At 38.7% G+C, this 13,372-nt stretch carries 13 protein-coding genes; 8 read left to right on the forward strand and 5 right to left on the reverse strand.

Features of this window, described 5'->3' with window-relative positions; genetic code table 11:
- Window positions 1-2 precede the first annotated feature (2 nt).
- The gene (murQ, locus tag OS138_RS00295) at window positions 3-899 is read left to right on the forward strand and encodes an N-acetylmuramic acid 6-phosphate etherase (RefSeq protein ID WP_002287094.1); all 897 of its coding nucleotides are present in this window, start codon (window positions 3-5) and stop codon (window positions 897-899) included.
- Between the two features lie 13 nt (window positions 900-912).
- A complete protein-coding gene (locus OS138_RS00300) occupies window positions 913-2,895 on the forward strand; it encodes a glucose PTS transporter subunit IIA (RefSeq protein WP_002323720.1) in 1,983 nt (660 codons plus the stop codon).
- A 64-nt stretch (window positions 2,896-2,959) separates the two neighbouring features.
- On the opposite strand, the gene nrdI is transcribed toward OS138_RS00300, so the two are convergent.
- Window positions 2,960-3,406 carry a class Ib ribonucleoside-diphosphate reductase assembly flavoprotein NrdI gene (gene nrdI, locus OS138_RS00305; RefSeq protein WP_002287091.1) on the reverse strand — a complete coding sequence of 149 codons (447 nt, stop codon included), beginning with the start codon at window positions 3,404-3,406 and terminating at the stop codon, window positions 2,960-2,962.
- Between the two features lie 210 nt (window positions 3,407-3,616).
- Here nrdI and OS138_RS00310 point away from each other — a divergent pair, with 210 nt between their 5' ends.
- Window positions 3,617-5,041, forward strand: coding sequence for a basic amino acid/polyamine antiporter (locus tag OS138_RS00310; protein ID WP_002287090.1), 1,425 nt, complete (start codon window positions 3,617-3,619; stop codon window positions 5,039-5,041).
- A 180-nt stretch (window positions 5,042-5,221) separates the two neighbouring features.
- Here the strand turns inward: OS138_RS00310 and OS138_RS00315 are convergent, their stop codons facing one another.
- The 3 genes from OS138_RS00315 to OS138_RS00325 all read right to left on the reverse strand — a co-directional run bounded on the left by OS138_RS00315 (window position 5,222) and on the right by OS138_RS00325 (window position 7,371).
- A complete protein-coding gene (locus tag OS138_RS00315) occupies window positions 5,222-5,995 on the reverse strand; it encodes an ABC transporter permease subunit (RefSeq protein ID WP_002323719.1) in 774 nt (257 codons plus the stop codon).
- Entirely contained in the window at window positions 5,992-6,897 is a 906-nt protein-coding gene (locus tag OS138_RS00320) for an ABC transporter ATP-binding protein (protein WP_002323718.1), read from the reverse strand. The genes OS138_RS00315 and OS138_RS00320 overlap by 4 nt, the downstream gene beginning before the upstream one ends.
- Before the next feature lie 153 nt (window positions 6,898-7,050).
- Window positions 7,051-7,371, reverse strand: coding sequence for a DMT family transporter (locus tag OS138_RS00325; protein WP_002287086.1), 321 nt, complete (start codon window positions 7,369-7,371; stop codon window positions 7,051-7,053).
- A 473-nt stretch (window positions 7,372-7,844) separates the two neighbouring features.
- On the opposite strand from OS138_RS00325, the gene OS138_RS00330 reads away from it, so the two are divergent.
- The 4 genes from OS138_RS00330 to OS138_RS00345 all read left to right on the forward strand — a co-directional run bounded on the left by OS138_RS00330 (window position 7,845) and on the right by OS138_RS00345 (window position 11,676).
- Window positions 7,845-8,531 (forward strand): DUF969 domain-containing protein, encoded by a 687-nt coding sequence (locus OS138_RS00330; protein WP_002287083.1) that lies wholly within the window; start codon window positions 7,845-7,847, stop codon window positions 8,529-8,531.
- A 1-nt stretch (window position 8,532) separates the two neighbouring features.
- Entirely contained in the window at window positions 8,533-9,477 is a 945-nt protein-coding gene (locus tag OS138_RS00335; RefSeq protein ID WP_002287082.1) for a DUF979 domain-containing protein, read from the forward strand.
- Window positions 9,478-9,675: 198 nt separating this feature from the next.
- Entirely contained in the window at window positions 9,676-10,320 is a 645-nt protein-coding gene (gene pcp / locus OS138_RS00340) for a pyroglutamyl-peptidase I (protein ID WP_002287081.1), read from the forward strand.
- Window positions 10,321-10,398: 78 nt separating this feature from the next.
- The gene (locus tag OS138_RS00345; RefSeq protein WP_325069575.1) at window positions 10,399-11,676 is read left to right on the forward strand and encodes a hypothetical protein; all 1,278 of its coding nucleotides are present in this window, start codon (window positions 10,399-10,401) and stop codon (window positions 11,674-11,676) included.
- A gap of 183 nt (window positions 11,677-11,859) precedes the next feature.
- Here OS138_RS00345 and pnuC read toward each other — a convergent pair whose 3' ends face one another.
- A complete protein-coding gene (gene pnuC, locus OS138_RS00350) occupies window positions 11,860-12,609 on the reverse strand; it encodes a nicotinamide riboside transporter PnuC (protein ID WP_002287078.1) in 750 nt (249 codons plus the stop codon).
- A 330-nt stretch (window positions 12,610-12,939) separates the two neighbouring features.
- Between pnuC and gloA2 the strand changes: the two genes are divergently transcribed.
- The gene (gloA2, locus tag OS138_RS00355) at window positions 12,940-13,320 is read left to right on the forward strand and encodes an SMU1112c/YaeR family gloxylase I-like metalloprotein (RefSeq protein ID WP_002287076.1); all 381 of its coding nucleotides are present in this window, start codon (window positions 12,940-12,942) and stop codon (window positions 13,318-13,320) included.
- Window positions 13,321-13,372: the final 52 nt, after the last annotated feature.

Here is a 13,372-nt window from a genome sequence, read left to right on the forward strand (position 1 = left end):
AAATGAGCAAAATCAATTTAGAGAACCTAACAACGGAACGCAGAAACCAAGAAACTTTTGGATTAGATGAGATGAGTATTTCTCAAGCCGTTCAACTAATGAACAAAGAAGATCAGAAAGTGGCCGCTGCGGTTGAAAAAGAACTGACAAGTATCGAACCAGTGATTGCTAACACGATTGAATCCTTTAAAAAAGGTGGACGCCTGATTTATATGGGAGCCGGAACAAGTGGAAGACTAGGTGTGTTAGATGCTGCTGAATGCGTACCGACATTCGGTGTAGAACCGGAAATGGTCATAGGTCTAATTGCTGGTGGAGAAGAAGCAATGACTGTAGCTGTCGAAGGGGCCGAGGATTCTTATGAGCTAGGGCAAGAAGATCTAATCAAGCTGAATTTGACAAAAAATGATATAGTTATTGGTATCGCAGCTAGCGGTCGTACACCATATGTGATCGGTGGATTAGATTACGCAAAATCGATCGGTGCTGTCACAGGAACGATTTCTTGCAATAAACAAGCCGAAATCAGTAAACACGCGGATTTCCCAATCGAAGTCGATGCAGGTCCAGAATTTTTGACAGGCTCTACTCGATTGAAGTCAGGAACAGCACAAAAACTGATCTTGAATATGATTTCTACTATCAGTATGATTGGTATAGGTAAAGTATTCAATAACTTGATGGTCGATGTCAAACCAACAAATGAAAAACTAATCGAACGCTCAAAACGAATCATCATGCAAGCGACAGAAGCTGATTACGAAACAGCTGAAAAGTACTTTGAAGAAGCAGATCAAAATGTTAAGCTGGCTATCGTCATGATTTTGACAAATAGTGATAAAGAGGAAGCTCAAGCAAAATTAGCTGAAGCAAACGGATTTGTAAAAGGGACCTTATGAGGGGGAAAAGACCATGGCAAAAAACGAACTGACTTTGGAAGAACTGGCAAAACAAATTTATAAAGGGGCAGGCGGCATGGGCAATGTAGAAAGCATTGTCCACTGCATGACTCGTGTGCGTATGAAGATCATCAATGATGATCTTGTAAATGTCTCTGAATTAAAAGCGATTCCAGGAGTGCTTGGTGTAGTAGAAGATGAACAGCTTCAAGTCATCATCGGACCTGGGAAAGTGAACAAAGTAGCACAGCAAATGGTTGATTTGGCAGGCGTGAAATTAGGAGAAAAACTTCCTTCTGTAAGTGCAGCTACAGCAAATTCATCAGCATCTGGAAAAGACCGTGTAAACGAACGGGCACAAGAAATGAAAGCGGCACAAAAATCGAAACAAAAACCATCTAAAATCAAATCGGTATTAAAAGACATTTCTAATATCTTTGTGCCAATGATTCCTGCATTTGTCGGTACTGGGATCGTGGCAGGGATTGCCGCAGTTTTAGCAAACTTAGTCACAGCCGGAACACTTGATGCAGCAACATGGCAACAATATATCGATGTGATGAACATCTTGAAAAACGGGATGTTTAGCTACCTAGTTATCTATACAGGTATCAATGCTGCACAAGTTTTTGGTGCAACACCAACTCTTGGTGGAGTTATCGGGGCCGTTGTGATGCTGACAGGGATGAATCCGGAAGCACCACTGAAAAACTTATTTACTGGTGAAGCTCTTGCAGCTGGACAAGGTGGGATCTTAGGTGTCATCTTCGCTGTTTGGCTATTGTCAATCGTTGAGAAAAAACTGCATAAAGTAGTACCTGATGCGGTAGATATCATCGTTACACCAACTCTTTCATTGATTGCCATCGGTCTGATTGAAATTTTCTTCATCATGCCTTTAGCAGGTTTCATTTCTGATGGCATGGTCGGTGGGATCAACTGGGTACTTGGCGTTGGTGGAGCATTTGCCGGCTTCGTTCTAGGCACATTATTCTTGCCGATGGTTATGTTCGGACTGCATCAAATTTTGACTCCAATCCATGTGCAAATGATTGATGAAACTGGTCGTACGCTATTGCTTCCAATTCTTGCGATGGCTGGTGCAGGACAAGTGGGTGCAGCATTGGCATTATGGATTCGCTGCAAAAAAGATAAAGAATTAACAGAAATGATCAAAGGAGCTTTACCAGTCGGGATCCTAGGAATCGGCGAACCATTGATTTACGGAGTAACATTACCTCTAGGACGCCCATTTATTACTGCTTGTATCGGTGGAGGTATCGGCGGGGCAGTGATCGGAATGATCGGAAATGTCGGGGCTATCGCTATTGGACCTTCAGGAGCCGCTTTGATCCCATTGATCTCTGACGGTAAATGGTTAGGCTACATCCTTGGATTATTGGCAGCTTATGCTGGTGGCTTCGTTGCTACATTCTTCTTCGGTATTCCTAAAGACCGTTTAGAAAAAGAAGAATTAGCGACTGAAACAGCCACAGTAAATGAAGTGCCTGAAAAAGCAGTACCTCAAACTTCAGCTGAAAGTGTGACTATCCTCTCATCAGTTGCTGACGGAACAGTTGTTTCTTTAGATAAAGCAAGTGATCCAGTTTTTGCACAAAAGATGATGGGTGAAGGCTACTTTGTAGAACCAGAAAACGGACATATCCATTCTCCAGTTACTGGGGTAGTCAGTTCTGTCTTCCCAACGAAACACGCTATTGGGATCACAACGCCAAATGGTTTAGAAATCTTGCTTCATATGGGAATCAACACAGTTGACTTAGGCGGTACGCCATTTGATGTGAAAGTAACAGAAGGGCAGCAAGTGACACCTGATACGCTTGTAGCAGAAGCTGACTTAGAAGCGATCAAAGCAGCAGGCAAAGAAACATCCATGATCGTCTTGGTAACCAATATGGATCGTGTAAAAAACTTTGTCTTGGAAAAAACAGGTAAAGCAAAAGCAAAAGCACCTGTGATGGATGTCAAAGCTTAATATGATAGAAACAATAGAAACGAAAGAAGAAGCTGAAATCTATTTTTCAGCTTCTTCTTTTTTATTATTTATTGTTTTCTGCTAAAATCTGATAAATTCGTGTCACATCAGATGGTGTTCCCCGTAATTCATAATCTGCCAAGAAAGGAAAGCCAAATGTTTGTGCATATTGTTTGGCTGTTAGACAATACTGATTATTGAAGTTTTTATTCCCGCTACCGACTACACCAAGACAAAGTTTATGATTGTCTTCATGTTCCAGATATTCACGCATCGTTTCGGTCAAGATTTCTGTATCACCGTTATCTAAACCATTTCCGCCGTCTAAATAAGTAGGAACGAAAGTAAAAAATGGTTCTGTTTCTTTCGTAAAATCACTATTTTCATGGATTTCTTTTAAAGTAACTTCAGGATTGACAGGATCTTCTGCATGCATTTTTTCAGCATATTCTGCTAGATGTTTGGCAAAGGCACGCGTATTTCCTGAAATCGATATATATAAAATGTTCATGGATCATCCCCCAATTCTTTCCTTTTAGTATAGCATCTTTTTTAAGTTTTTTGGTGGTGTAATTTGGAAAGGGACTAGGCGCTTTGCTTGTATAATGAGAAAAAAGCCGGTAGAATTATATTTCTATTAAAGTTTTTATTAATTAAGTAAAAATAAAAAAGGTTTGTTATACTTTTTGATAAAAGCGGTTTTATTTTGGAGGATGCTTACATGGATACAGAGCAACAGAAAAAAGGAATTGGTTTAATTCCACTTGCTGCCTTAGTAATTGGTTCAGCGATTGGAGGTGGCGTATTTGGTATTATGACGGACATCTCCGGATCGGCTGGCGGCCCAGCTATTTTCAGTTGGGTACTCGTAGGAACAGCAATGTTGATGCTCTCCTTGTCGATCAATAATATCAATAAAAAACGTCCAGATTTAAAAGGCGGGATCTTTAGTTACGCAGAAGAAGGTTTTGGCCGTTTCGCTGGTTTTATCAGCGGTTGGGGTTACTGGCTCACATGCTGGTTAGGCAACGTAGCTTTTGCAACATTGTTGATGAGCGCATTAGGATATTTCTTCCCAGTATTTGAAGGTGGGCAAAATCTGGCATCGATCGTGATGAGTACAGTCTTTTTATGGGGATATGCATGGCTAGTGAATCGGGGAGTCGAAAATGCTAGTTTCGTCAATGCTATCGTCACATTCTGTAAATTAGTGCCATTATTTTTATTTATTGTAGTAGCTATCAGCACGTTTTCGATCCAACAATTCATTGATAACTTTTCTAGCGACATTATATTGAATGCGAATGGACAGCCGATCCCGTTTTCCAGTCAAGTATTGAGTTGCATCATGGTGATGCTTTGGGTATTTGTTGGTATTGAAGGAGCCTCTGTCGTAGGTTCACGAGCAAAAAAACAATCAGATGTTGGGAAAGCAACGATTCTAGGGATATTCGGCTTGATTATTATTTACGTCTTGGTTTCCATGCTTCCATATGGGACAATGACGATGAATCAGCTGCAAACGATCAAGGCGCAGCCTGCTATGGGCTATGTGTTTGAAATGATGGTTGGTAAATGGGGAGCAGTCGTGATCAACGGCGGTTTGATCATTTCTTTAGTTGGTGTTTGGCTCTCATGGACGATCTTACCGATTGAAACAATGGGAAACATGGCTGAAGACGGACTTTTGCCTAAAGCATGGGGAAAACTCAACAAAAATGGGGCACCAACTTATGCTATCGTATTGACGACGTTATGTACGAATGTCTTTTTACTTTCATTATTATTCACTGACAGTGCTTATAACTTTGCTTACACACTTGGTACAGCAGCTATTTTCTTCACGTGGCTTTTCTTAGGATTGTACCAAATGAAACTTTCTTATCAGCGGAAAGAATGGGTCCAATTTTTAGTAGGGCTTTTAGCAAGTGCCTTTCAAGTATGGGCTATGCTAGTCGTAGCCTTTAATGAAGTAATGCTTGTTCTTGTTCTTTTCTTGCCAGGCATTTATTTTTATCTCAAAGCACGTAAGGAGCAAAACGAGCCTGTACAACATATCCACTTAGATAAGATTTTACTTATAGGTGTGACGATGGTCGGAGTGATTGCAATGGTTTTATTTGCCACTGGGATGCTTCACGTATAGAAGTATAAAAGAAGTATAAAGAGAGGTTGTGAGCCTGTCGTTTATTCAAAAACATACTAGGAAAGGAGCTGTGACACAAATGTTGTCACAGCTCCTTTTTCAGAATAAACGGTGTTTAAGAGACAGCCAATCGGCAATAAGGCTGAACGTCTCTTTCACAACCTCTTTTTTGATGAGTCATCATACATTTTTTCGCTTAAATACGAGATATCCTAATGCTAAGAACAAAACGATGTAAGCTAAATTACCGAACAGCATTTGATTAGTAGAAAGATGAGTCAATTGCTTCATGATCTCTTCGTTTCCAATTTGGTTTTGCAGATTCAACATACTGATCGGATTCCATTTGATCCACTCCCATTTTTGGATGAGTGCGATAAGGATACCAGATATGATTGACGAAGCAAAATAAAAGACGATTCCTGCTGAGATGGATGCACCGGAACTATTGATAAAGCAAGCAATCATCAACACTAAACTTAAAATCAGCCATAAACCGATATAACTACCCAAAGTATAAGTGAACAAGCTTTGGATCAGTGTTTGACCAGTAGAAACCTTCTCCGTGAAGGAAATCGAAGGGAAAAGAATCAGTTTCATCAACACAGTGACAATAATAGCTAAAAGGTATAAATAAACAGAATAAATAACTAATGTGATCCATTTGCTTACTAATATTTCTCCTCGAGAATACTTTCTATAAAGGAGATTTTTCAATGTACCATATTGTGCTTCCATCGAAATGATCGTGCTTGCAGCTGCAATCATGATAAAGACAATCCAAGATGTGGCACTAAAAAGCTGAGCAGTCATTTCAACTGGATCAATGATCGTCGTGTATTTTTTGGCTAGAAGTGCTGTTCCTATGAGCAAAACAACTAATAGAACAGATAAAATAGCAGTTGACTTTTTCTTGATCAATTTAAATAATTCTTGTTTTACAAGCAATGTCATTTTTCTTCTTCCCCCTTTACTGAATCCAGAATTTCCAATAGAGAAGATTCCAAATCATTCGTCAGATGCTGGACATCTGTCACATGGATATTTTGTGCAGACAATAACTGGATCACGGTTCCTAATAATTCTTCGTTTTCTTTTAAAAGCTTGATTTTATCAGAATCTTCCAAAGTATATCCAGCTTCTGTCAAGATCGTTCGAGCAGCTAGATCATTCGTTGTAGAGATAATGATGAAATCTTGCGCTGCTTGGTTCAATTCAGCCATTGTACATTGCTTGATGATCTTTCCTTGATTGATCAGGATCAGTTCATCCACCATTTTTTCAAGCTCACTGAGTAAGTGACTGGAGATCAAGAAAGAGGTGCCTTGAGTAGCCAAGTCGGTAATGATTTTTCGCACATCTCTTGTTGCTTGTGGATCCAACCCGTTCATCGGTTCATCTAAAATAACGATAGAAGGATGGTTCAGTAAGGCAAGAGCAATCCCTAGCTTTTGTTTCATTCCCAACGAGTAAGATTTCGCTTTTTTGTGAATGTACTTTTCCATCTTGAGCTGATTCACGATAGTATCGATAGCAGATACATCGTTTGTTTCAGAGAATAACTTCAGATGATCATAGCCTGTTAAGAATGGGTAGATACCCGGATATTCGATCAATGCTCCTACTTGTTCCAACCCTTTATGACTAGAGGGAGAAATCTCATTTTCACCAATACGGATTGTTCCATCTGAGTAATGGATCAGTCCTAAAATAGCTTTCATGATCGTTGTTTTTCCAGCGCCATTAGGACCTACTAATCCAACGATTTTGCCAGGAGATAAGTTAAAACTGACATCGCTGAGGGCTTGTTTGTGACCAAAGTTCTTGGATAATTCTTGGACCGAAAGACTTTTCAAAAATATTCACTCCTTTTCTATAGATAGTACAAGCATACACCTGATGTGTGGAGAAGTCGCTAGGTCATTGGACTTATTTCTTATTTTTTCATAAAAAAATTGAATATTAAATAAAAAGGCTTATTTTTTCTGATCAGTACTTATTCCAAGTGTCTAGTGGCCGCTAGTAATCTTGATGCCAATGATACTGATGAGTAGCATCCCCACAAAGAACCAAGTGGAAAGATTCAGCTTATCATGAAACAAGACCACACCAATTATGACCGAACCAACTGCGCCAATCCCTGTCCAGATAGGATAAGAGAGACTCATCGGCAAACTTTTGATTGCCTTTGATAAAAAGTAAAAACTAGCAATCATTCCAATCACTGTGTAAAAAGAATAATTTATTTTAGAAAAACCATCACTCCATTTCATCATCGTTGACCAGAATACTTCCAAAATTCCTGCTATGATTAATTCCATCCATGCCATACATACGTTCCTCCTTCAATATAAAAAATACACAAAAAGAGGAGAATCATCCCTTCAAAGACCTAATGGAATGATCATCCTCTTTTTTACTACCCGGTGGCAGATCGTATATCTTTTTCTGTAGTATAGCACACCTATCCAGATATCGGCAATCTCATACTTTTTAGTAAAGTGTACCAAGCATTGACGGATATATCGTTAGCAGAAAAGAAGATGAATGCTTTGCAATTTTATAGAAAGGAGTTGTTATTTATTAATCATTTAAAAAAAACAGTAACTAGACCTTATTTCTATATATTAGCGGGCAATAAATTAAAAAAAGCTTTACCTTACAATAAGTAAGATAATTTTTGTGATAAAAAAATAACGAAAAATATTTAAAAATAGTGTCTATTTCGTGAGAAAACAACTATATTTTTTATGTGTTTTGCTTTATAATTAAAAAAATATTGTCATTTTATGGAGGAAAATATATGGAAAATTATCTTAGCCTTTTAGGCGTCTTGATTGTTATTCTCGGGTTTGCATTTAAATTAGACTCGATATTGATCGTAATGGTTGCTTTAGTTGTTACAGCTTTGACTGGCGGTCTTGGCATTCAAGGAATGTTAGAACTTTTAGGTACAAGTTTTGTAAACAATCGCGGGATGGCGATTTTTATCATCATTATGTTGGCAACAGGAACGCTTGAAAGAAATGGTCTGAAAGAATCAGCGGCTTCCTTGATCAAGCGATTCAAGAAAGTATCTGCTGGTATGATTGTAGATATTTATGGGATCTTTCGAATGATCTTTGCGGCTTTTAACGTGAGTTTTGGTGGAGTTGCTGGATTTGTTCGTCCAATCATTTTACCGATGGCATTGGGGACCATCGAATCAAAAGGATTAGAAGTCCATCCTAAGCATGAAGAAGAACTAAAAGGTATGGCTTCGGCTATGGAAAATGTCTGCTGGTTCTTTGGCCAAGTACTATTCATCGGAGGAGCAGGGGCGTTGCTAGTCCAATCAACGCTGAAAGATCTAGGATATGACGTAACATTGGGACAGCTTGCTTTAGTGGAAGTTCCAGTGGCTATCACGGCTTTAGTTGTGGCAAGTGTCTACTTCTATCTTAAAGAAAAGAAATTAGCGAAGAAATATTATCCAGGAAAGGGGCAATAAGATGGACTTTTTTACAAATCCTGATATTTTATTAGGCGATAAATTACTGGAGATCCTTTATATCGTGATGGGACTCGTATTGATTTACACTGGAGTAAGAAACTTAACAGATAAAACCAATCCTCATCGTTACGGCTCAGCCTTTTTCTGGACGGTTTTAGGGGTAGTTATTGCAGGAGGAAGATGGCTTCCGGCAATCGTGAACGGTGGCTTGATCTTTGCGATGACCATACCAGCAATTGCTAAGAAAGTCAGCAAAGGAGAAAGCCGGCTTCCATCAAAAGAATATATGGAAAAAATGTCAGACAAACTAGGAATGAAAATCTTTATTCCAGCTTTGAGTATCGGTGTCTTTGCGATCTTGTTTGCTCTATTTACCAATTTAGGTGCTTTAGTCGGCGTGGGCGTCGGTGTTTTTGCAGCCATGCTAATCTTGATGTTCTTTTCTCGAGATAATCGACCAAGTACATTTTTAGATGATGCAGCAGATATGCTGGGCACAGTAGGGCCGTTAAGCATGTTGCCAATGCTTTTAGCTTCTCTAGGTGCGGTATTTACAAGCGCTGGAGTTGGGACAGTGATTTCCAATGCAGTAGGTACGATCGTTCCAGAAGGAAATGTGAACATCGGCATCATCATTTACGCTCTTGGCATGGTGATATTTACGGTAATCATGGGGAATGCATTTGCGGCCATCACCGTGATGACGGTTGGGATCGGTGCACCATTCGTATTTAGTCATGGAGCGAATCCAGCGTTAATAGGAATGGTTGCATTGACTTGCGGTTTTTGTGGGACCCTGCTGACACCGATGGCTGCTAACTTCAATATCGTGCCTGTAGCGATGCTGGAGATGAAAGACAAATACGGAGTGATCAAAAACCAGTTGTTTATTGCGTTATTTATGCTAGTTTTCCAAATTGCTTATATGATTCTATTTAAATAATAGAAGAGAAGGGTTGTGACAGAATAATTGTCGCAACCTCTTCTAACATTGTAGTGGAACACTATTTTTTTATAAGAATATATTAAGTTTGATCTGTTATGTTATTTAAACTATTGTTTCCTTTATTTACGCTGTTCAAGGAAAATGGTATGATAAAAGATAACCATATGTTAAATCAATCGGACGGAGGAACAACAGATGAAAGTACTAGTAACAGGTTTTGATCCATTTGGTGGGGACAAAGTGAATCCAGCCTATGAAGCAGTAAAAAAAATGCCAGATGAAATCAGCGGTGCTGAAATCATCAAAGTGGAAGTACCGACCGTATTCGAAAAAAGCAGTCAAGTAGTCAAAGAAGCCATCCAACAGCACCAACCAGATGTCGTGATCTGTGTCGGACAAGCAGGTGGACGGTCAGCAGTCTCGTTCGAACGTGTCGCAATCAATCTAGCAGAAGCAAGAATCCCTGATAATGAAGGAAATCAGCCATTCGATACGGCTTTAGAAGAAAACGGTCCAGCCGCTTACTTTACCTCATTGCCAATCAAAGCAATGACAAAAAATGTACAAGATCATGGTCTACCAGCGTACATCTCTTATACAGCAGGAACATTTGTCTGCAACGATATCATGTATCGTTTGCTTCATTTGATCGAAACACAATTCCCGGCCATTCGAGGTGGGTTCATCCACGTGCCATTCTCACCCGATCAAGTGATCGATCGTCCAGTGGGTACACCTTCTATGTCTTTAGAAGACATTGCTTCTTCTTTGACTTATGCAGTTGAAGCAGCAGTAGAAAATAAAGAAGATATTTCCGGAAATGCCGGAACAACTCACTAGTTTAGCAAGAAACACTGGCTGGTTGCTAACGTTATGTTAGTAGCCAGCTTTTTGTAATTAGAAAGGAAAGAAACAGCCATGGAAGAATGGCAATCCGTCTTTGAAGAATGGTTTCCAAAAGAAATCAGCAAAAGCTATCCCATCAAAATTTCTAAACAATACACAAGCAGTCAACGTTGGGAGATCTATGCAAAATTAACGAAAAAACAGCGGGAACTAGTCGATAAGCACCGCCGATATCTAATCAGCTCTCGTTTTATGGAAGAACATTATTTAGCTGCAACAGATTGGGTGTTTTCTGACTTCAAGATCAATCCGTTTTTTCGAACAAAACGAAGCCAGCAAAAATTGTATTGTGAGTGTGGTAAAGAATTAAAAGTGCAATACATCGTTAAATCGCCAAAAACCGGAAAGATCCTAAAACTAGGCATCAACCACTTTGCCGATCACCTGCATGTCTCTCCGACAGTGGCAGCTTCGATCCATCAGGGAATGACAAAAGTTGATCTGGCCTTAGACGAATTATTATGGCTTAAGCAGAAGAATATCGATTTTCCTGAAGGACTATGGCAAAAATACTGTTTTGTCTTGTACCAAAATCGTCGGATGAAACAGCCATATTTACCGGATATAAAATTAGCTCAGCGGCTCGCAGAATTTCGCCAAGTAGAAATGCCGATTTACATAGCGGATTATCAAGCATTGGAAAATGAAATCAAGAAAATAAGTGAACACATCAATGGGCAGCCAAAAAAGCGACAGATAAAAAAAGAACTATTTGACGACTTTGCAGAAGAATTAGTAAAGGATGTAGAAGAATTCTTGATCAACTATCGCGCATTTTTACGTAAAGATTGGCAATCCATCGTATATGAAGAAGTGCCAGTACATCCTAATGCTTATTTTGAAACATTTATTTCCGTGTTGAGAAAGACAAAACGTCAACGAACACCAGAAGTCACTGCTCAGATGGAATATTTTGCGAAAAACCAACGATTCATCCAACCAAAAATCTATCTATTTATTTGGAAGCAATATTGTCGCTATGGTTTTACAGAAGGGTTCTTCGACAGCATTCCTCGGATAGTCAGAAATGGTTTTTTAAAAGTATTGCGTAAAGAACGAGAAGCTATACAATCTGCTGATAAGAAAGACCGTACAGTTTCAAAAGAAAAATGGCAACTAGTAGTGAAAGATATCCAATCTGGAAATGTGCAAGAGACAATCGACAAATGGAAAGGAAAACATTATCGTTTTACTGAAGCTCAGAAACAAGCGTTGGAATATTATCAGAAGTTAGAAGAATCACTGCGTTTCAATGATGAGGCAAGAAAGTATCTGAAGGAATTACTATAAAAAATAGAGGCTGGGACAGAAGCGTTTAACTCCAAGAAATAAGCTGAAATTCACGAAAATTGCTTTTCGAATTTTTGTGAATTTCAGCTTATTTCCGAAGGAGTTGCTTCTGCTTCAGCCGTTTATACGTGTTTAGAGCGTGAGACAAAAGTGTTCTTTACTTTTGTCCCACGCTCAGTTTTTTTATGCGTGTTGTTGTGCGTTGTAGTATTCTTCTTCCATTTTTTGCATACGTTCACGTTCTTTTTGGTTATACCAAGGTGAAACGGTAAATGCAAGGACATCATTCAGCAAGTAAACAGAGCTGTTCACGAACATCGCCAAACTTGCAGATCCATGCGTAAATGAAATATACCAAAGGACCATTTGAGCAAGCCCTGAAGCTAACCACCAGTAATATTGGTTGTTGTAACGCAAGAAACTGATGATACCAGCAGTCAAGCTAATAGAAAAAGCAATGGCATCTACCCACGGCCGAGGATCATCTGTATAACGACCAATCAGGAATCCTGAAACAAGATAGACAAGGAAAGTACTGATGATTGCGATAAACCAGCTTTTTCCAGTGAATTTTCGGATTTTTGAAGCCATATTATGATTCCATTCTTTACTTAACAATACGGGGATATCCAATGTGATCATATAAGCAATCTGTTCACCGATACTTAAATAGTTCTTTGCTGAGAATCCAACGATAATAAAACAAATCGCAGACAAAATACCTAAAATACCGTTGACTGATTTTGCCGCATTGATGGATAAAATACACAATACACCAAGCGTGGTACCGATAAATGTAATAACGGACAGCCAAGTGATGGGACTATTGACAAGAGTCATGACCTGGCAGCCAAGACTGAAAAAGAAAAGATAATAATTTTGTTGCGGCCAGCCTTTTAGCTGATGAGCTAAAAACTGAAAATATGACTTCATGTATGAGGACTCCTTAAGACACTAAATGTAGTGTGTTCTGTATTTACTAACACAATCTATTGTATGCTTTTCTTGAAAAAAAACTAGTCTTTCAATTATAAATAATTTGTGTTATGATAATTTTCTGTTTGTTTTCTTGAAAATATAATTTCTTACTTTCATTTATTATATTGGGAACAGGAAGAGTGTCTTGGAGGACCTACTTTCTGTTTTTTTTTGCCTTTTTTCTTATAAAAAGGAAAAACAGCTATTTTTTTCAATCTGACACATTTACAATGGAACTGGAGATTAATATAGATCCGAGTTTAAACGAAGAATAGGAGTGCTCATATGAATCTTACAACGATCCATCATATAGCCATCATTGTTTCAGATTATCAGAAATCACGTGATTTTTATGTTAATAAATTAGGATTTGAAGTAATCAGAGAAAATTACCGCAAAGAACGAGATGACTATAAATTAGATCTGAAACTAGGAAGTGCTGAATTGGAGATTTTTGGAATTGCTAATGCGCCACAACGACCAAACTATCCAGAAGCTTGTGGCTTGCGTCATCTTGCTTTCAAAGTAGACGATATTGAAGAAACAATTGCAGAATTGCAGTCCTTAGGGATCGAATCAGAACCGATTAGAGAAGATACCTTTACAGGAAAAAAAATGACGTTTTTCTTTGATCCAGACGGATTGCCATTAGAACTGCACGAATAAAGATAACAAAATTGTCACTTTTTTTTCGTTTCATTCGATTTTTCATTCGTTC

Source organism: Enterococcus sp. E5-37, assembly GCF_035726925.1.
Classification (GTDB): domain Bacteria; phylum Bacillota; class Bacilli; order Lactobacillales; family Enterococcaceae; genus Enterococcus_B; species Enterococcus_B faecium.